16 protein-coding genes and 2 pseudogenes are annotated in these 19625 nt (G+C 41.8%); 5 read left to right on the top strand and 13 right to left on the bottom strand.

Annotation, left to right across the window (positions count from 1 at the left end):
• Positions 1-474, top strand: coding sequence for a DUF411 domain-containing protein (locus C7B70_RS00085; RefSeq protein WP_106367047.1), 474 nt, complete (start codon positions 1-3; stop codon positions 472-474).
• Between the two features lie 3 nt (positions 475-477).
• Positions 478-702 (top strand): hypothetical protein, encoded by a 225-nt coding sequence (locus tag C7B70_RS00080; protein WP_106367046.1) that lies wholly within the window; start codon positions 478-480, stop codon positions 700-702.
• A 125-nt stretch (positions 703-827) separates the two neighbouring features.
• Here C7B70_RS00080 and C7B70_RS00075 read toward each other — a convergent pair whose 3' ends face one another.
• Genes C7B70_RS00075 through C7B70_RS00055 form a run of 5 tightly spaced genes read right to left on the bottom strand, consistent with a single transcriptional unit; the run spans position 828 to position 5421 of the window.
• Positions 828-1172 (bottom strand): cupin domain-containing protein, encoded by a 345-nt coding sequence (locus C7B70_RS00075; protein WP_106367045.1) that lies wholly within the window; start codon positions 1170-1172, stop codon positions 828-830.
• A 25-nt stretch (positions 1173-1197) separates the two neighbouring features.
• Positions 1198-2355 carry an L-dopachrome tautomerase-related protein gene (locus C7B70_RS00070; RefSeq protein WP_106367044.1) on the bottom strand — a complete coding sequence of 386 codons (1158 nt, stop codon included), beginning with the start codon at positions 2353-2355 and terminating at the stop codon, positions 1198-1200.
• The gene (locus tag C7B70_RS00065; protein ID WP_106367043.1) at positions 2352-3521 is read right to left on the bottom strand and encodes a zinc-dependent alcohol dehydrogenase; all 1170 of its coding nucleotides are present in this window, start codon (positions 3519-3521) and stop codon (positions 2352-2354) included. The genes C7B70_RS00070 and C7B70_RS00065 overlap by 4 nt, the downstream gene beginning before the upstream one ends.
• Positions 3522-3546: 25 nt before the next feature.
• Positions 3547-4716, bottom strand: coding sequence for a zinc-dependent alcohol dehydrogenase (locus C7B70_RS00060; RefSeq protein ID WP_106367042.1), 1170 nt, complete (start codon positions 4714-4716; stop codon positions 3547-3549).
• Positions 4717-4737: 21 nt separating this feature from the next.
• Positions 4738-5421 (bottom strand): SRPBCC family protein, encoded by a 684-nt coding sequence (locus tag C7B70_RS00055; protein WP_106367041.1) that lies wholly within the window; start codon positions 5419-5421, stop codon positions 4738-4740.
• Between the two features lie 233 nt (positions 5422-5654).
• Here C7B70_RS00055 and C7B70_RS00050 point away from each other — a divergent pair, with 233 nt between their 5' ends.
• Both C7B70_RS00050 and C7B70_RS00045 read left to right on the top strand, forming a co-directional pair.
• Positions 5655-6002, top strand: a complete 348-nt coding sequence (locus C7B70_RS00050; protein WP_106367040.1) for a DUF6335 family protein — start codon at positions 5655-5657, stop codon at positions 6000-6002.
• A 93-nt stretch (positions 6003-6095) separates the two neighbouring features.
• Entirely contained in the window at positions 6096-6542 is a 447-nt protein-coding gene (locus C7B70_RS00045) for a hemerythrin domain-containing protein (RefSeq protein ID WP_158260462.1), read from the top strand.
• 121 nt (positions 6543-6663) lie between these two features.
• Here C7B70_RS00045 and rd read toward each other — a convergent pair whose 3' ends face one another.
• Positions 6664-6822 carry a rubredoxin gene (rd, locus tag C7B70_RS00040; RefSeq protein WP_106367038.1) on the bottom strand — a complete coding sequence of 53 codons (159 nt, stop codon included), beginning with the start codon at positions 6820-6822 and terminating at the stop codon, positions 6664-6666.
• 116 nt (positions 6823-6938) lie between these two features.
• Here rd and C7B70_RS00035 point away from each other — a divergent pair, with 116 nt between their 5' ends.
• Entirely contained in the window at positions 6939-7682 is a 744-nt protein-coding gene (locus tag C7B70_RS00035) for a class I SAM-dependent methyltransferase (protein ID WP_106367037.1), read from the top strand.
• 35 nt (positions 7683-7717) lie between these two features.
• On the opposite strand, the gene C7B70_RS00030 is transcribed toward C7B70_RS00035, so the two are convergent.
• The 7 genes and pseudogenes from C7B70_RS00030 to C7B70_RS00005 form a co-directional block, all read right to left on the bottom strand.
• Positions 7718-9832, bottom strand: a complete 2115-nt coding sequence (locus C7B70_RS00030) for an EAL domain-containing protein (RefSeq protein WP_158260461.1) — start codon at positions 9830-9832, stop codon at positions 7718-7720.
• 676 nt (positions 9833-10508) lie between these two features.
• Complete coding sequence (locus C7B70_RS00025) at positions 10509-13232, bottom strand: TIGR02921 family PEP-CTERM protein (protein WP_106367035.1); 2724 nt, start codon at positions 13230-13232, stop codon at positions 10509-10511.
• A gap of 2 nt (positions 13233-13234) precedes the next feature.
• Positions 13235-14731 carry an exosortase O gene (gene xrtO, locus C7B70_RS00020; RefSeq protein WP_106367034.1) on the bottom strand — a complete coding sequence of 499 codons (1497 nt, stop codon included), beginning with the start codon at positions 14729-14731 and terminating at the stop codon, positions 13235-13237.
• Positions 14732-14910: 179 nt separating this feature from the next.
• Positions 14911-15234 (bottom strand): annotated as a pseudogene (locus C7B70_RS27480) (PAS domain-containing protein); the annotation flags it as partial.
• Between the two features lie 27 nt (positions 15235-15261).
• A pseudogene (locus C7B70_RS27475) lies at positions 15262-15717 on the bottom strand (response regulator); the annotation flags it as partial.
• Entirely contained in the window at positions 15714-18107 is a 2394-nt protein-coding gene (locus C7B70_RS00010) for an ATP-binding protein (protein ID WP_106367032.1), read from the bottom strand. The pseudogene C7B70_RS27475 and the gene C7B70_RS00010, both read right to left, overlap by 4 nt.
• A gap of 3 nt (positions 18108-18110) precedes the next feature.
• The gene (locus C7B70_RS00005; RefSeq protein WP_106367031.1) at positions 18111-19529 is read right to left on the bottom strand and encodes an ABC transporter substrate-binding protein; all 1419 of its coding nucleotides are present in this window, start codon (positions 19527-19529) and stop codon (positions 18111-18113) included.
• Positions 19530-19625 lie beyond the last annotated feature (96 nt).

Here is a 19625-nt window from a genome sequence, read left to right as displayed (position 1 = left end):
ATGATTAATAATGTAATTTTTCGGCGGCTATTTTCTTGGGTGGCGATCGCCTTTACAATTTTGTTAGCAACGACAAGTAGCGTTCAAGCTGCTAATCTTCCCGAAGCAATTATGTATCGAGATCCAGCCTGTACTTGCTGCGGTGCTTGGATGAAGCATATGCAATCTCAAGGATTTACTGTAAAAAATGTTCCCACTGCTGACATGATTACTTTTAAGCAGAAACAGGGCGTAACCAATGATTTAGCCTCTTGTCATACAGCAATAATTGATGGCTACGTTGTGGAAGGTCACGTTCCTAGCGACGATGTTAAGCGGTTATTAGCACAAAAACCCGATATTAGAGGTATTGCGGTTCCCGGTATGCCTGTAGGTACGCCAGGAATGGAAATGGGCGGTAAAAAAGACTCTTATGCTGTAGTTTCTTTTGATAAAAGAGGACAAACTAAAGTTTTCAAACAATATTCTTTTTAAGCTATGCAGCAAGACAAAATATTATGGTTAGTTAAAGGGGTTGGGGGCTTGCTGTGCGTTGGTTTGGGCTTAAGCGTATTTGGTGAAGCTTTGAGTCGAAAAATTAGCGGCGATGGCTGGTTTTGGATTGGTACAGCAAGTTTGGTTATATTTAACTTTGGTTTGTGTTTGATGTTTGACAGCCATAATCATCAAACCCGACTGACGAAGTTGGAGCAAGAAAATTGAGGGCGATTAATTAGCCTTTCTTAATTAATGTCATAGAGGACACAATTAAGATTTTTAAACCAGTAGAGACGTTGCAATGCAACGTCTCTACACCAAAATTTATATACCTAATCAGCAACCGCCGTTTAATCTTCGTCGCGTCCGTGAACTTGAGCGGGTGGACTTGTAGCTTCAACGGCGGTAAAAGACTCAAGGATTTTGTAAGTATGAGAAGAACCTTTAGGAACAACCCAAGAATTGCCAGGTTCTAACAAAATCATTTGACCTTCAATGTGTAATTCAGCTTTGCCACTAATTACATAACCAACGGTTTCGTACTCGCGCGTACCTGGGGGTTTTGGTTCTGGGGTTGGTTCCTCGTTTTCCCACAAACGCATAGAGACAGACTTACCAGAGGCGAGATATTTTTGTCCTAATTGACCTGTGGGGGAAGTAGTCGAATCGACTTTTTTTACACTTGTATCGCTCATAGGTATCTCCTATAAATTTAAGTAACTATTTCAGCAAAACAGGTTGGGCATTAACGCGGAGGCGAAATAAGCTGTAAGGCTTTTGGCGCAAGTCTTTGCCGTTTTGGTACTGCCCTTGACGATGGAGTTGATTGGCGGTGAAATAAAGGTAGCCGTTACGAGCTAGAGACATAGTATCGGGCCACAATACGCGATCATCATTAACTAGAGTTTCGTAAGCACCATTAGGCGATCGCCTTTGAATGGCATTTTGCTCGTAATTAGTCAAATAGACGCGGTTTTGAGAATCAGACTCTAACCCATCAGACGCGCCACCTTTTTCACCCAAGTCTACAACCGTTGCTGCTACTTGCTCGTCAGTTATTTGCTCGTTTGCTAAAGCATCGGTACTGACGCTATACAATCGCCGTCCAGCTAAAGGACAGTAATAAAGTGTTTTGCCGTCGGCACTAATAGCGATACCATCAGAGCCAATAGTAATAGGCGTGGAAGGCTGATTTGCAGAGGGACGATTGCGGACAACTTGACCTTCCACGCTAGGCAAAAAGTTTTTCACCGCTTTAGTTGAAGGATGATCATTTAATCGCCGCCAACTTTTACCCGAATCTAGGTCTACAACGATAATTCCATTAGGGCCGTTGCCGGAAGAATCGGTAATGTAGGCAATTCCAGCATTACCGCGCCGCAAGTCAAAGCGAATATCGTTGAGATAAGTTGTTGGCAAAGCTACTTCTTGCGGAAACAAGATAGTTTTAAAGACGCGGTTTTGCTTGAGGTCAACACCAATTAGTTTTGGCCCACCGTAAGTTGTCGGGCCAAACTTAATACTTCCGGTATCTAGTAGCCATAAACGATCTTGAGGATCTATGACTACACTTTGCACTGAAACCAAGGACTCTGATTGTTTGCTGAGATTTAAGCGATTAACTTGAGCGTTAGGATAAGCAACCGTGCGACCGTTTTTAACTTCCGCCACGGTGTAATCTACCTTGTCACCCCAGCGAGGGAAATTGACAAAAATTCTCCCATTAGCGGAAACAGTCACACCTGTAGGCATAGGGCCACTAAAAGAGGCAACTTGTTCGATATTGCCTAGCTTTTTTTCTTGGGGTAGCGCTTGGGCGGTAGATGCAAAAGTTACAGCAGATAGAAGGCAAAGAATAAAAGGGTTTAGATATTTCACGGTTTGAGAACAACTTTGATGCAGTTATCTTTTTTGTGCTTAAAGATTTCGTAGGCGTGGGGTGCGTCTTCTATTTTCATCCGATGAGTAATGATGTAAGAAGGATCGATATCCCCATTTTGGATATGTTCGAGTAATGGGCGAAAGTACCTATGTACATGGGTTTGTCCGGTTTTCATTGTCAAACCTTTGTTCATAAAAGCACCCATCGGTACTTTGTCTATAAAGCCAGTATAAACACCAGGTACAGACACTGTGCCACCTTTACGACAGGCAACGATCGCTTGACGTAAAGCCGTAGGGCGATCGGTTTCTAAACGCAGCGCTTGTTTTGCTTGGTCGTAGAATCCATCTAAACCCGCCCCGTGGGCTTCCATTCCCACCGCATCCATACAAGAATCTGGGCCGCGTCCCCCGGTCATTTCCTTAAGTGCTTCCCCTGCATCTACTTCTTCGTAGTTAATGATTTCTGCTTTGCTTTGTTCTTCTGCCATTTTCAATCGTTCGGGAACTCGGTCAATAGCAATTACTCTTTCAGCGCCCAGCATATAGGCGCTTTTAATCGCAAACTGTCCGACAGGGCCACAACCCCAAATTGCTACCGTATCCCCAGGTTGAATATCGCAGTTTTCCGCCGCCATGTATCCGGTGGGAAATATGTCGGTAAGAAACAAAACTTGTTCGTCGGTTAGTCCGTCAGGAATTTTGAATAAGCCAGTATCAGCAAAGGGAACACGGGCATATTCAGCTTGACCACCAGCATAACCACCCGTCATATGGGAGTAGCCGAAAAGACCAGAAGGGGAATAACCCATGATTTTTTCTACCATCCAAGCGTTGGGGTTGGAGTTATCGCACAACGACCACAAATCGCGGTTGCAGAAAAAGCACGACCCGCAGGAGATGGTAAAAGGAACAACAACGCGATCGCCTATATTGACATTTTTAACAGCGCTACCGAGTTCAACTACTTCTCCCATAAATTCATGTCCGAGGATGTCTCCAGGCTTCATCGTGGGGTTGTAGCCATCATAAAGATGCAAGTCAGAACCACAAATTGCGGTAGATGTAATTTTAATAATTGCATCGCGCGGGTTGATAATTTTGGGATCGGGTACGGTATCAACTCGTACATCATTAGTGCCATGCCAGCAAACTGCTTTCATAATGTTATTTAGTGAGGTTTTTAATTTAAGGTTTGAGTACAACTTTGATGCAGTTGTCTTCTTTTTGCTGAAAAATTTTGTAGCCTTCGGGCGCTTGTGCTAACGGCAATTGATGGGTAACAACAAAAGATGGATCGAGTTGTCCAGTTAAGACTAAATCCAATAACTTGTGCATATACTTTTGACCGTGCATTTGTCCCGCCCTCATGGTCAAGCCCTTATTCATCAGCGCCCCAAAGGGCATTTTGTCCACAAAGCCACCGTAAACGCCCATAACTGAAAGCGTGCCGCCTTTACGACAAGCAACCATCATTTCGCGTAAAACGTGGGGGCGGTCTGTTTCCAGCTTTAACTTTTGTTTTGTCTGGTCGTAAAAGTCTTCAAAGCCCACGCCATGAGCTTCTAAACCTACTGCGTCTAGGCAACAATCGGGGCCACGGCCGCCCGTCATTTCCTTAAGGGCATCGCCTGTATTAATTTCCTCGTAGTTAATAGTGTCAGCTTTGGCATATTTTCTAGCCATTTCTAAGCGTTCAGGGAAACGGTCTATCGCAATAACGCGCTCTGCACCCATCATATAGGCGCTAATCATGGCAAAGATGCCCACTGCACCGCAACCCCAAACAGCTACCGTATCTCCCGGTTGAATATTACATAATTCTGCGCCCATGTAACCTGTGGGAATCGCATCAGAAATAAATAACAATTTCTCGTCGGGGATGTCTTTAGGGACTTTAACGACACCAACATCAGCAAAAGGTACGCGCACGTACTCCGCTTGAGCGCCTGCATAGCCGCCTAATAAGTGGGAATAACCGTAGATTGCGGACGTAACACCACCCCAGAGTTTTTCTTGCATCCAGCCGTTAGGGTTGGAGTTGTCACACAGTGACCATTGGTCTTTTTGGCAGTAGGAACAGTTACCGCAGCCAATTGTTGAAGGTACAACCACGCGATCGCCTATTTTTAAATTAGCTACTTTACTTCCAACTTCGACAATTTCCCCCATAAACTCATGACCGATAATGTCACCTTTTTGGACTGTGGGAATATAGCCGCCGTAAATGTGCAAGTCTGAGCCGCAAATTGCTGTTGATGTAATTTTAACGATCGCATCCCGTGGGTTGAGAATCTTTGGATCTGGTACTGTGTCTACTTGTACTTTATTAGCACCTTGCCAGCAAACAGCTTTCATTTGTGTATTATTCCTTAAAAGTTAACTACCTTTTGGCTGTCCTTCAGTGGTGGCAATTTCCCCGGCTTCCATCAACATTTTGAAGCGGCGCAAATCATCGCCAATTTGTTGTTCTGGTTCTTCACCAAAGAGTTTTGCTATAGCTGCTGTGGCTGCGCCGCCTGGAGGTGCGTATTCCATTACTACTTTTACTTCTGTACCGCGATCTTTGGGGGCGGGTTTAAATCTGATAAAGCCAGAGTTATCAATGTCCGCACCTTCTACCGAAGCCCAGGAAATAAATTCATTTTCCCGATCTTCAATGATGTCTGCGTCCCACTCTATGGTTGCTCCTAGGGGCGCAGTTGCTACCCAATGCGATCGCTTTTGATCTATGACTGTTACTGACTTGACGTGCTTCATAAAAGTAGATAAATTGCCGAAATCGTGCCAATAACGGTAAAGTTCAGCCGCAGGCTTGTTAATTGTGACAGTTTTCTCTACTTTGATAGTTTTATCCATCCCTAACGCTTCGGTAATGCCTCCTTGAGCTTTGGCGGCTTGATAAGCCAGACCGCCCCCGGCGACCGCCATTAATGCCCCACGCAACGATCTTTGGCGCAATCCCATCAACACCATCGCGCCACCGCCAATTAAGGAAGCCCATTTTCCAGTATCGCCGCTACCTTCGTTTTGATTGCCTTTATCTTCAGTCGTTGAACTCATTTTTTACTCCCTTGTTAAAAAATTGACGGCTCTCCTTTGTGAAGGAGGAGATATACCAATAATTATTTGAATTTATGCTGTTATAGCACTCTTTACTTTTTATTTAAGAGTAGGCAGCCAGCTATTAAGTTCTCGTCAATCCAAAGGGATAGATTGTTTCTATCTCAAGGGATAAGTTACCTAACTCTACAAACGCTATTGTGAACAAATGCGATCGCACTCCAGTAAAAGTTATGGCTAAAAATAAAAATACTGACAATTCAGATTTACCTCAAGAAGTTACCGAATCTTACGGTACAGGCGTACATGAATCCTCTATTGCAGATATTGGCGATGCAACGTTAACAGGTGGCGATATTGATGCAAATTTACTTGAAGCTGATGCTGTAGGGGATGAAGCGGTGGGCGGTACTGTATCCACTCCTGACCAAGATGTAGTTGACGAGATTGGTAAGGCGGTAGGACTGGAAATGAGCGATAGCGCGTTTTTGCGAACAACGGAAATTTTAGAAGAAAGAGACACTCACCGTTGGGAAGACGATCCCATGTCTTCGGAAGATTACGAAGAACACAAAATATAGTTTCCCTCAAACCTTAAAGGATTATCTCGCCTTGGCTATGAGCCATAGTCCTCAAAGTGCTAGTAGACAAATGTAATAAAAAGGAGTAATAACGTGGACGCTATTGAAACCCTGGAAAAGGATCATCACAGGATAAGAAGCCTTTTTTCAGAGCTTGAGGAAACTACTGAGCCTCAAGAACTGCAAGATTGTTTTGATAAACTTAGCAATATTCTCATCATACACGCGGAAGCTGAGGAGCAAGTTCTTTACCCAGAAGCAAGCAATTGTCAAGGTACGGGCGAAGTAATTACAAAAGGTTACGAAGATCATGACAAAGGCGATCAAATGGTTCTGGAGATTAAATCTATCAATCCTAGCGAATCCCAATTCAAACAAAAAGTCAAGGAATTACAGTCGTTTATGCTGAATCATTTGGATGAAGAAGAAAACGATCTCTTTCCTAAAGTTCGCCAGGGTATGGACGATCGCAAGTTAGAGGAACTTGCTACTGAAATTAAGCACACTAAAGCTGAGGTTGCATCCAAAGTAGTAGATTAATTTTTTGTTGGCTGTACAACAGTTGGCTAGGTAATTAATTCCAGTGATAAATATAATTTCCCTAGCTGAAAACCTTGTTTGCAGCTAGGTTAGTTCGATATGCACGAATTATTTTTTCAGCCTACTGGGCTTCAAATTCTTCTTTTGTAGCTCCGCAAACAGGACATACCCAATCTGCTGCTATGTCTTTAAAGGGAGTACCTGGTTCTACGCCGGAGTCTGGATCTCCTTGCGCTGGATCGTAAGTGTATCCGCAGACTGTGCATATACATTCATCCATAATTGATATCTCCTAATTGATAATTTAACTTCATGGTATAAGCCTTACCCCATCGCAAAAAAGAAGTCAGGCGGGAGAAGGTGTACGCTAGTTAACGTACTATCAAGAGCAACCTTATGGCAAAAAAACGGGATTCGCACCTATCTGAGGAAGGTTTTAACTTTCTTGGTCGTCAAAATGCCACAGATAGCGCTCAGGCGATAGTAGGACAGGTAGCGAAACGTTTTGACAAACAATACAAAGGTGAAGGTTTTGCCCTTCCCCCAGAAGTTGAGGCGATGCCAATTTTTTTAGAATGGACTGCGGGTACACTGGCAAATAGAATCAATTCTAATTTTTGGGAGATTGCTAAACCGCAAAAACACTGGCGCTGTTTGGATATTGGTTGCGGTGTCAGTTTTTTGATTTATCCTTGGCGCGAGTGGGACGCATACTTTTATGGGCAAGAAATTAGTATAGTAGCCCGAGATGCTTTAAATAGTCGCGGTTCTCAACTTAATTCAAAGTTATTTAAGGGTGTAGAGTTAGGATCAGCCGATCAATTGCAATACGCAGCTTCGCAGTTTGATTTAGCGATCGCAACTGGTTGGAGCCAGTATTACGAGCTTGATTACTGGAACTTAATTTTAGCAGAAGTCAAGCGGGTACTAAAACCCGGTGGTCAGTTTGTTTTTGACATTCTCAATCCTGAAAAGCCCCTAGTAGAAGATTGGGCAATTTTAGAAACCTATTTAGGTACAGAGGTATTTTTAGAACCGATTTCTGCGTGGGAAGAAACCTTAAAAGCAGCTAATGCTAAGATCGTTTCGCGCCAGTCGGGAGAACTATTTGAGATGTACAAGGTGCAGTTTTCAGACTAATGTGCCGCTTCCAAATGCCAGTACAGAAGCATAATTTATCTAGATGCCTCAGCCAATTTAAAAGGGCGTGGTTTAGCAATGCCATAGCCTTGAGCATAATCTATCCCAATCTCTGTAAGCTTTTGCTTAATAGCATCATTTTCTACAAATTCAGCAATAGTTTTCAAACCCATCACATGACCGATTTGATTAATGGCTGCGGTTAATGCTAAATCGGTTGGAACCTCAACAATTCCCCTCACAAAGTTGCCATCTATTTTTAAGTAATCAACTGGTAGATTCTTAAGATAGGCAAAAGAAGACATCCCGCTACCAAAATCATCTAAAGCAAAACTACATCCAAGACTTTTAATTTCCCGAATTAGCTTACTAGCATTGTTGAGGTTAATAATTGCAGTTGTTTCAGTAACTTCAAAGCAGATTGCTTGGGCGGGAACTTGATGCAATGTAAATTGTTCATGCAAAAAGTCAATAAACTCATCGTCATTGATACTCGCACCAGAGAGGTTGACTGCATAAAAAGTGCGAAGCCCGTTACCGGGCGCGCTGTCGCTATCGCGCTTTTCTAAACCATATCCGTCTTGATAGCACTGCCCAAGATGAGTAAAAAGAGTACGAATCACCCAGCGATCAACAAGGTGCATCAAACCGTAACGTTCCGCCGCCGGAATAAACGCCATTGGCAGTATTATGTCGCCCGTTTCTTCTTGGAGGCGGAGCAAGATTTCGTAATGTTCCTGACTTGCCTTAGTGGCATCTAAAGAAACAATCGGTTGGCAATAAAGGCAAAAACTATTATTTTCTAAAGCTTGATGAATTCTGGAAACCCATTGCATTTGACCATATCGAGCGACTAGATCGTTGTCCTTTGACCGATAGATGTGTACACGGTTGCGCCCAGCATTTTTAGCTGCATAACAAGCTGCATCCGCCGCATTAAGTATACTTGCCACATCGTTCTCGGCATCAATCCCAACCAAACCGACGCTGACACTCACTGTAAAAATTTTGTCTTGCCAAATAAAACGAAATTCCTCTAGCTTTTGCCGGATGGTATTAGCAATTCGCAATGCTTGCGGAGTCGGACAGTTATTAAGCAATAAACCAAATTCATCTCCGCCTAAACGAGCAACAGTATCGGCCGCCCGCACTTGAACTGTAACTATATTAGCCACTTGTCGTAGTAGTTCATCTCCCGCCGCATGACCGCAGGTATCGTTGACGATTTTAAAACGATCTAGGTCTATATAACAAATGGAATGCTGCTCCTTGTCTGTTTTGACACTTAGCAATAGGTGTTCTACGCGCTGCTCAAATTCACGTCGATTTACAAGTCCTGTTAGCAAATCATGACTAGCTTGCCAAGCCAAACGCTTCTCGCTTTCGCGCAGTGCTTTTTCTGATTGCTTGCGTTCGGTAATATCTCTAAACACAAGCACCGCACCCGTAATCTCGCCTCTATCGTCTAAAATCGGTGCCGCACTATCATCAATCGGAATTACTACACTATTTTTATTAATTAATACTGTCTGTTTTGGTAAGCCAACTACAATACCTAATTGCAAAGCTTGGGCGATCGGGCTATCAACTGCAATGCGAGTTTCTTCATGAACAATATTGAATATTTCTGTCGCATTTTTTCCAAATGCGTCCTTTTGCTTCCATCCTGTTAGTACCTCGGCAACGGGATTGAGTAGGGTTATACAACTTTTATCATCTGTCGCAATTACACCGTCACCTAAACTTGACAGCACTGTTGCTAACCATTGTTCTCTTGCTTTTAGTTGGTTTTCTAATTTATGTCGATGTAAAGCAATTTCGATTGTAGTGTACAATTCTCTTACATCAAATGGCTTAATAATATAACCGAATGGCGCTGTATTTTTTGCCTGTTGAATTTTATTTATATCTGAGTTAGCGGTTAGATATATTACCGGAACCTCAAATTCGTCCCATATTTTTGCTGATGCTTGGATGCCGTCCATCTTACCTTTTAGGAAAATGTCCATCAAAACTAAATCTGGGCGGATAAGCGTGACTTCTCTGAGCGCTTGTTCTCCTGAATCTGCGATCGCAGTAACTATGTATCCTAGCACCAACAAGTTTTCTTTAATAACTTCTGACACAATAATATCGTCTTCTACGATCAATATTTTTGGATTATTTATTGTTTTATTTATTAAATCCATCTGTATTTAAAGGAAGTATAATTTTAAATTCTGTCTCGTTAATAATATTTATTTCAATTTCGCCATCTAGCTGTCTAACTAAACTCTTAACTAATTTTAAACCTAAAGATTTAATCTTTTCTAAATATGACTCTATGGAAAAGTTACACGATTATCTCGAACAACCAGTTTTTAGTCATGAGAGTTTGGCTTAGAAAAATTAATATTAATTTCGCCCAACTTTCCCTCTGAAAAAGTGTACTTTAAAGAGTGGAATCTCAATAGATTTACCTTTGCATAGGGGTTTTTAAGCTCGCGGTTTAATTATTAGGCAAAAACCTTCTATTAGCAACGTTGGTTGTATTTGTGCAAAACTTTTGATTGTTGTAAGTATCGGGCTTCATAACAACTTACCTCACGTCTACTGCTTCACAAAAACTTTGTGAAATTAAAGTCTCTCTCAGTAGATACCACAGTGTCTACAGTAGGATTACTGAAAAACTTAAAGCTTTCGCTCAAAAACGGATATAACTTGCCTTGTTTATCCGCATATTTACTATAATTGTGTCAAATAATACAAGACTCAAAGCATAGGTATTAAAAAGCGAGGTTTAAACCTCGCTTACATGATTCACAATTAAGCGTTTAATTTAGACACTTACACGATCGCATTTTCTTTTTTACGTTTAATAATTATTCCCAGTGCGATCGCACCTATAATTATCAGCATCCATTCGGCGGGTTCGGGAACGGCGGAAACGGCTAGTGGATTGTTGAATGTGGGCATTTGTTTGTCTTCAATTTCGCGCTTAAAGCGATCGCTCTCTTTCTCTGCTTGTTTCAAATCGTTCTTTTGTTGGTCGTTGACAAGTACGATCATTGAAGAATAAGGCGTAACAATTTGCGCGGCTTTGGCTACTTTATGAATCCCGTCAAGATTTGCAATGGCTTTTAAATCTCGATCTTGACCTAAGTAATTAATCAATTGTCTGGCTGCAAAGGGGTTAAATTCATTGTTAGGATCGGCGGGAATATTATTTTTTTCCCCAAACCACGCATAACCATCTTCAACCCCAATAACTCCCGGTGCTAACGCTGATTGAGTAGCGAAACGCTGCATTACTTCCTGTACTTGGGTTGCAACTCCCCCGCCACTAGCTTGTATTGTCTCAAAAATTGCATCGTCATAGGCGCTTTGTACTCCGCCTAAATGTACTATCCATAAAGGTGCAGGTAAGTCTAAAGCTTTTGCTTTATCGTCTCCTAATTCGTAACTACCGCGATCGCTTATTAATAAAATCCCATCGTAATTACTCTCGCCGCGCAAGTTCTCAAATTGTCGCAACATCTCTAATGGCTGCATTGTGCCGTAAAAAGTTGCCCTTTCTACATCAAATTCTGCTAAATCGTCTAACTTTTTGGGTGCAACTCCTGGCGCTGAAGTTACATAGATATCAAAGTCATTGCTGGAAACAGCTTGTGCTTTTAACCATTTAAAGGTTTTAACGGCTTCTTTGGTGTGCTTCGCCATACTGTAAGACGTATCTAAAACTACGGCAATGCGATCGCCTTCGGGTAAGCGATAATCTTCGTTAGATAAAGGTTTTCCGGTAATTTGATAGCCGTTTAAGTTGATTTGGTGTAATAAAGGTGTAGTTGGAGTTGCTGCGATCGCACTTGCAAACCAACTATCTTGATCAGCTACACTGCTGCCATTATTTAGGCGTTTTGTATCTTTAGTCCAGAAAATATTACGCTTTTCACTCAGTTGCGGTAAAGCAATTCCCGCTTTTGTTTGCAAGACTTGGTAAGTCATCCATAGATGTAAGGGTGTCTTTTTATCAGGTAAAACAGGGAAAGCTCTCAAACGGTAGCTATTTGGGCCAATTTGCTCTAGTAAAGCTGGATCTACATTGCGTCTAACTTGCTCTGTATATACTTTCTGCGCCGCGCCACGAGTGGAAACGGTAAAGGGAAAACGCGCTGATAAGTCGCTGCTATTTCCTAACCATACGCCAGTAATTACTGCGCTTGGGGGTAAAGAAAAGGAGTAAACTATCTCTTGACTGTCAAAAGTTTGATTTTCATAGATTTCATACAACTCTACCTCCGCCCAATCACCTTTAGTTGTTGTTTTTACTCTTTGTTCGGCTAACCAAACTTTTTTCTCGTTAATATTTAGCAATCCCGCTTTAGCTTCGCTGCGATTAAAGGTAGCTTCTACGGCTTTTTGGACGGCTTTTTGTTCACCACGCAAAATTGGGACATCAAAAAAATCTGAATATAACTTAGTAGCGGTATCTCTGTCTGTGCGTTTACCATCGTACAAAAAGGGTGAAACTAACACATTGTAAGTGTTTTGCAATGATTGACTAAAATCTTCTCCCAAATTAAAAACGCTGTTATAAAGATTGCGGATATTGGTATTTTCTCGTCCGTAATCTTGATAGCGGTAAGTTGCTAAGTAAGCATTAACTAAGCCTTTGCGGATTTCTTCAGACTTTTGTAATAATAAAGAGCGATCGCGTTCAGTAGTTATTGGCTTTTGGAGTGCGGCAAAAACTTCAACTTGTGGCTGTTTTTGTACGGCGATAACTGCAATCAATCCCGACATTATTACGGCAATTGTGCCTACATACGCTTTAGTCCAGCCGTACCTTGAGGCAAAATCATTTAAGTTATTTCGCCAAGCTTGAATATAAATCCAAGCCATTCCAAAAGGAATAGTAGCGCTTAAAACAATAACTATAGCTACGGGAGACAAAAATATTCCGTAAATAATTACTAAAAAGAGAACTTGTATTGGTGTACTGAATAAACCGTATATAATAGCGGCGCTGAGGGGGATTGCATAAAACAACGCCAGCGTTAGGATGTATAGTGCGATCGCAAGTATCAAACTATGAAGCGCTAACTTTACCCAAGTACCGCTAGTTGTAGTGGGTTTGCCATAAATTAGCTGATGCAGGAAAGCACCAAGACTTACACAGCCAGCTAATAAAATAATTGTGCTACCAGCGTTAAGTTCTTTTAGCCAAAAAAAACGCACTGAACACAGCACTAGCAACGGTGCTTCTATACCATAAAATAGCGGAATTGTAGATAACGACCGAAAACTAAATTTGCGTTTCCCAGTCTCCACATTTTCTAAAGCTTGGGGTTTGGCTTTAGTCAGACTCAAAAGGCTAGTAGTAGTTGGTACGCCGATTAAACCAACCAATGGTAACAGCAAATCAAAGGGGACTTGTCCTTTAAAAGCATCCGCAATAATTGCCGTACCCAGAAAAGGTAAAATACCCACATAACCAATTAGCAGCAAAGTTAAATTAAACATCCAAAAGAAAACTGTAAACAAGGTTTTTCCCGCAGATTTTGTTTGCATATTTATACTCCAGTTAGGGAAGATGCGATCGCATCGTGAATATTAGTTGTAAAAGCTTGTATTTCTGGTGTATCGGGCTGTTGGCTGCGATCAAAAAGCACTGAAACCATTACCCATAAACGGTCTTTGCGCGTCATTCCTCCCCAAAGGCGGGTTAAAAAGTCATCGGTTGTATGCTTAGGTGATTGAAACCAATAAGTAGCCGCCATTGTCCCGTTATTAATAGAAATCCAACGCCCTAAAACCTGTGGTGATAGTTGTAAGGGTTTCATAGTGTCTATTTTCAAACCATTACCTACAAGGCACAATTCGGGCGCGTGGTAAGCTTGCACCGAGTTACTACTAACTAAGAGGATTGATCCAGCCATGTTTTGCCACTCAAAGCGGGACTTTTGAGCGATCGCACCCTCGTAATTAGCAAAAAAGTCTTTTTCTATCGCCGAAAGCTGTAAAGGCTCTGAGTTCATCTGTGCAGGCAAATTGATAGATGCAATCGCGCTGGTTGTCACCATTCGGGGGTGCGGAATTAAAGCCAGTCCTAAAATACAACTACCAACAATTATTTGCTGCGTTAAAGGTTTCAAATTTCCTAATGGAGGAGTTTTGAGTGTCTCCGCTTTGGGTGGTGTATTTTTGTGTCGAGGAACAGTTTGTAATAGCAACCAACTAAACAACCCCGCCGTAATAAAACCAATTAAACCTAGCGGTACATGAAGTATCGCCGCCAAATCGGGGCGATCGCCTACATTGCTAATTAAAACTAAAAGTAATATCCTGCCTGTATTAGCAGCGATCAGCAGCAAAATATTTGTAACGCAAACTAGCAACCATTTAAACCTAAGCAGCCGATTTTCTAACCAAGTAGCCGCCAGCAAAAATAAAGTGCCAGTCCACAAGCTTTTTAACCCGCTACAGGGCAAATCTACTTGAGCAATGCTATTTTCTAGCACAATAATATCGTGGGAAGAAATCGCCGCAATATGCCAAAAAGCAAGGATATGTTCAACTAATTGTGCGGTAATTACTCGGACAGGAAACCCCAAACCCGTACCAAATTGAACGCTAAACGGCAAAATACAAGCGGCAAAAATCGCCGCCGGAAGTCCTTTGCGCCAGACATTAGGAGCAATAAATAACCCAATTAAGCCATAAGATGCAATCGCAAATAGCAATACGCCAATTTGGGGAACATCTAACAGCCATTGCAAACCAATTCTAGTTACTGTACTTCCAAACATCAGTATTAGAGGCGCTGGGTGCAATCTAGGGGTAGCAGATAAGCCTAGTTTGCGGCGATGGTGAATAGCTTGGACTAATAAAATCGTTGCTACCACGCCAAAAATTATTAAGTTAAAGATGGAAGTATTGCTAAAAGATGCAAATAGCCACTGCAACGCCGTATAATTCAGCACTAGCCAAGCAAATCCAATCAAGCCAGTAGCAATCAAGACTGACCAATTAGCCATCTTCGGAGGCGTATCGCTGTGAGTTAAAGTCATAGTTTAATCAAAATCTATGTCTCTAGACTGACTAATATTGATTTATGTTGCCCAACTCATTTTTTATTTACATTGACAACAATCCAAGTTAAAACTGGTCGTGAAGCGATCTACAAGTCTGAACTTAGAGAAATAATCAGTATTGTACAATCAATATTTTTGCGATCGCGCCGCAGCTATCACCTATGACTCATTACTACCCCGTGCAAGCAATTATTTTCTACATTCATCCGTGCAGAAATTAATACTCGGATAGGAGTGCGATCGCGTTTAATGAAATAGGCGGCAAAGTTATCTACCTTGCCTTTAATTTGAAGCTGTGCGAGCATTAACTGTTCATCGCCCGGAGCAACATAGAAGTCTGCAATAGTTTTTTGGTTGATTACTTCGGCGTGACTGTAACCGAGCATCCCAATAAAATGCTGGTTAACTTCTACAATTAGCCCATCGTTAAGGTGGGCGCTAAAGATGCCAATGGGGGCGTTTTCAAAGAGATTGCGAAATTTTGTTTCACTGCGGATTAGCTGTATTTCGGCTTTTTGGCGATCGCATATTTCTTTTTGTAATTGAATATTGCGAAGTCTTAGTTGCTTTTGCAGTCTGCGGATTGTTAAGTTGTTTTCTACCCGCGCAAAAACTTCTTCTTCACTAAAAGGTTTTGTAATATAGTCTACTCCTCCTACAGCAAAGGCTTTAACTTTATCAAGTACCTCGTCTAAGGCGCTGATAAAAATTACCGGAATATCGCACGTAAGCGGAGAAGCTTTTAAGTGTTGACAGACTTCATAACCATTCATGTCAGGCATCATCACATCTAGTAAAATTAAGTCCGGGGGAGCCGCTTGGACAGTTTTTAAAGCCGTTTGTCCGTTAATTACTTTGCGAACTTCGTACCCCAGTTGACCAAGCAAAGCAGATAAAAGCCGTAGGTTGTCGGGCTTATCGTCTACTACAAGAATATTTACTTTTTCTGGTTGGTTATTCATGGTTGGGATAAATCAATGATTTTATCGATCCGAAAATTATTAACGGTTTCAGCCAGAGCCTTTGCTAAGTGTGCATTTGCTGCGGGAATTTGCTGCAATAAGCTAAAAATTTGTTGTTCGTCAGTACGCAATGCTGCCTGGTGTAGCTGCTCTATCCACTCTTGGGGCATAACTCTTAAATTTTCGGTTTTGAGCGCATAGCAAACTGTTTCCTTGGGCTGTGGTTGGCTATCTTCGTATAAGTAGCGCACTCCCAAATACTTAGCCATTTTTTCGAGGATGACTTCTTCTAAAAAAGGCTTGCAAACAAAGTCATCGCAACCCGCCGATAATACTAAGGCTCGTTCCTCATCAAAGGCACTGGCAGTAAGAGCGATAATTACTGTAGATTGACCTTTTAAATGAGCTTTAATTTGCCTTGTAGCTTCGTATCCATCCATTACAGGCATACGCATATCCATCCAAATTAGGTGAGGTTCCCAAGTTTGCCAAATATTTATGCCTACTTGTCCGTTTTCGGCTTCACGGACTTCAAAACCGCAGGATGTCAGAAGTTTGACTAACAGTTGACGATTATCACACTTATCTTCTACTACCAAGATACGGTATGCAGGCTGATGGGGCGCTAAAGAAATTGCTCTAGTCTGTTTTTGCCGTTGTTCAACTTCTTCAGGTCTTTGCGCCCTGCTAACGGGGACATTGAAGGAGAAAATTGTACCTTGACCAAGAGTGCTTTTTAGGGCAATTTCTCCACGCATCAAACGGGCAAATTGTTGACTAATAGACAAACCTAAACCTGTTCCCTGGTGAGATTTTTGCCCAGCTTGAGTTTGTACAAAAGGTTTAAACAATTTTTCTAATTCGTGGGATTCAATTCCTGTACCTGTGTCTTCAACTTCAAAGTGCAGGGTTAAATGTTCGTTGCTCATAACTACCGACGCGCGTAAAGTCACTCTCCCGGTTTCAGTAAACTTAATCGCGTTACCTAGTAAGTTAATCAATACTTGACGCAATTTGCTTTCATCGGCGTAGAGGTAAAGCGGTAAGTCTTGACTACGCTCAAAAATCAACTCTAGTCCCTTAGCTTCAGCTTTAAGAAGAAACATCTCGGCTAAAGAATCCAAGAGATTATAAAGATTAAAGCTATTTTCGTCTAGAGTTATGCTCCCCGCCTCGATTTTGGACATTGACAAAACATCATTAATCAAGGTTAATAAGTGTTCGCCACTGCGACTAATAATTGCTAAATTTTCTAATTGTGAAGAACCAAGAGTGCGATCGCGCGTCATTAATTGAGTAAAGCCAAGGATAGCGCTAAGAGGTGTCCGCAATTCGTGGCTCATATTAGCTAGAAAGGCACTTTTAGAACGGTTAGCAGCTAGAGACTCTTGAGCTTTTTGTTCTAATTTGTGGCTGTAATTTTCTAATTGTTCGCGGGAAATTTGCAACTGTTGTGTTAGCCAATACACTCCTATCGATAGCAATCCCACCGATACAAGTCCTACTAAAACAATCGTCCCGGCTAGTTGACGCGCTGGGGTAAAAGCTTCTGCTTGCTCCATTTCCACCAATAAAGCTAAGTCTTGTGCGTTTAACCAGCGATACACGCCGATTACTGGGACTTTGGCGTAGTTTTGATAAAGCCCAAATCCACTAATTCCACTGGTAGCAGTATCAATTCCTTGGCTGCTAATCCCCATAGAAAATGTTTCTAGGTCAGTTTTATCTGCTTTAGAAATAAACGTTTTAACGACCCAAGAGCCAACTAAATAGGTTTCGCCGCTTTTACCTAAGCCTGTACGCTCCCGCACAATGCGATCAATTCGAGCTAAGTTCAAATGAGCCAAAATTACGCCTTGACGGACTCCTGCAGCATCTCTAAGGGGTGTGGCGAAGGTGACGGTGGGTTTGCCTGTGACGGGGGAAACGTAAAAAATCGGTGCAGTGTTTCCCGGCTCAATTTTCTCAATATAGGTAGTGTCGGCTAAAATCTCATACTGACCAACATGGAGCTTATTAGTAGATAAAATTACTTTATTGCTGCGATCGAGAATAAAAATTTCTTGAAAATCTGGCTTAGTTTGGACAATTTCTACTAGGTAGTTAAAAGTCCGTTTACTGGTTGCCAGGTCGTAGTTTTGAGCTTTGAGTTGGCGGATTTCAGGGAAGCGCGCGATCGCAAAAAAGTCTTGTTGGCGATCTTGAAACCAGCGAGTAATTTCTTCTTCTTTTAAAGTCGCAGCAACGCTAAGTTGATTAAAAGCTGCTTGTTTCAATGCTTCCCTGGCTCTAAAAAAAGCTACACCGCCTACAACCCCAATAGCTACTAAAGACCAAAGCAGGAACAAACTAGCGACTTTAGTAGTAAGGTGCTGATTGCTAGAGCGCATAATTTACCATTGAGCAAAAATTTGTTTAATGCGCGCAACCGCTTCATCGGCGGCTATTTCTGCCGAAACACCATCCACTAATACCTTTTTGAGCGCTTGACCCCAGACATTTTCTTGCAAAACTAGGCTGTAAGCAGGATTATAGAAAGTATAAAATAAGCGTGTTTGACCTTGAGTAATTGTCTTCGTCGCTGTCGAAACGTGAGGATCTTGGGGATTTGTCCAAAAAGGATCTTGCCAATTAGGTTTAAGTACGGGGGAATGCCGACCTCCAGAAACTTTAAGATAATTACCAATAACTTCCGGTTGAATTAAGTAGGCTAAAAAGTCTTTAGCAATCTTTTGATTTTGAGAGTTGGCAAACAAAATGACTTGCTGCACTGTAATTAAGTAACGCATTTTTTGACCGCTAGGTTTATTAGGCAATTCCAATACTCCTAGCTTTTTGCGATAGGTTTCGGGGTCTTGACGCAATGCTGTAGCAATGGAAAGTGTATCGTTAGTGGTCATCAACACTTTGCGGTTAAGTAAATTGCGATTGTTGTCTGGATTCAACCAATGCAACGCATCCGGTGGTAGATAACCTTGTTTGTAAGCTTGAATGTGCCAATTTAAAATTTTTACAATGCCTTGACGCACTTGGGAATTATCAACTTGGAGTTGTCCATTAGCGTCTAACATTTGAACATCGTAGGCTTCTAAAAATTGCTCAAAAGTCTGATAGGTATCTCCGGCGGCTACCGATAGCGGCAATCCTAAACCATAAATATCGATGTTTTTTGCCCGCAGTTCATCCTGTCTTTGCTGCCAATACTGCCAGAAACCAGCCCAATTAGTAGGAATATCCTTGGTACTATGTCCGACTTTTTCTAACAAATCTCGCCAATAATAAACATGAATTGTTGCTTGATGAATCGGTAAGGCGTAGTAACTGCGCTTTTGAAGGGTTTGATTGTAGAAGTTAACTGTTTGTAAAATATTTTTTGAATATAGGCTTTTGACGGGTGCAATTACATCGGAAACATCCGCAAGTTTACCTTCCCAAGCTAGACGAGCGGTAAGAGATTTTTCACTTTTGAACATGGCAATTAAATCGGGCAGATCCCCAGTCCTAAGCTCTCTTTCTGCCTTTTGCGATAGCTCATCTGTACTGTAAAAAGATAGCTTGACTTTGTTGCCGCTTTGTTTTTCCCAATTACTAACAATTTGCTGGAGCGCTTCATCTTCTTCAAGGGTAAAACCTTTGTCCCACCAAATTTTGAGGACTTTATTGTCTGTTAAAGCTGCGCTTACTAAATCTTGATTGCTTGTAGAAATGCGATCGCAAGCAACAATCAAGAGACTAAACATTAGTGCTAAAAGCAGATATCGCCATTGCCAAATTTTAAACCTTTGGGGGCGATCGCTCTGGATTTTAGGCATAGTTTTTCTGCCTCCACACTTGTTAGAGTCGATGGGGGTTATTATACCCCGCACCTCTCCTACAAAGCCGGACGCGAACCTTTCGACTCATCCGGC

This window comes from Chlorogloea sp. CCALA 695, assembly GCF_003003885.1.
Classification (GTDB): Bacteria; Cyanobacteriota; Cyanobacteriia; order Cyanobacteriales; family Chroococcidiopsidaceae; genus Aliterella.
This window is presented reverse-complemented; position numbering and strand designations above follow the sequence as displayed.

Coding starts and splice junctions, on each gene's coding strand:
- C7B70_RS00085 (WP_106367047.1), top strand. CDS start 1: ATGATTAATAATGTAATTTTTCGGCGGCTATTTTCTTGGGTGGCGATC.
- C7B70_RS00080 (WP_106367046.1), top strand. CDS start 478: ATGCAGCAAGACAAAATATTATGGTTAGTTAAAGGGGTTGGGGGCTTG.
- C7B70_RS00075 (WP_106367045.1), bottom strand. CDS start 1,172: ATGAGCGATACAAGTGTAAAAAAAGTCGATTCGACTACTTCCCCCACA.
- C7B70_RS00065 (WP_106367043.1), bottom strand. CDS start 3,521: ATGAAAGCAGTTTGCTGGCATGGCACTAATGATGTACGAGTTGATACC.
- C7B70_RS00060 (WP_106367042.1), bottom strand. CDS start 4,716: ATGAAAGCTGTTTGCTGGCAAGGTGCTAATAAAGTACAAGTAGACACA.
- C7B70_RS00055 (WP_106367041.1), bottom strand. CDS start 5,421: ATGAGTTCAACGACTGAAGATAAAGGCAATCAAAACGAAGGTAGCGGC.
- C7B70_RS00050 (WP_106367040.1), top strand. CDS start 5,655: ATGGCTAAAAATAAAAATACTGACAATTCAGATTTACCTCAAGAAGTT.
- rd (WP_106367038.1), bottom strand. CDS start 6,822: ATGGATGAATGTATATGCACAGTCTGCGGATACACTTACGATCCAGCG.
- C7B70_RS00035 (WP_106367037.1), top strand. CDS start 6,939: ATGGCAAAAAAACGGGATTCGCACCTATCTGAGGAAGGTTTTAACTTT.
- C7B70_RS00025 (WP_106367035.1), bottom strand. CDS start 13,232: ATGCAAACAAAATCTGCGGGAAAAACCTTGTTTACAGTTTTCTTTTGG.
- xrtO (WP_106367034.1), bottom strand. CDS start 14,731: ATGACTTTAACTCACAGCGATACGCCTCCGAAGATGGCTAATTGGTCA.
- C7B70_RS00010 (WP_106367032.1), bottom strand. CDS start 18,107: ATGCGCTCTAGCAATCAGCACCTTACTACTAAAGTCGCTAGTTTGTTC.
- C7B70_RS00005 (WP_106367031.1), bottom strand. CDS start 19,529: ATGCCTAAAATCCAGAGCGATCGCCCCCAAAGGTTTAAAATTTGGCAA.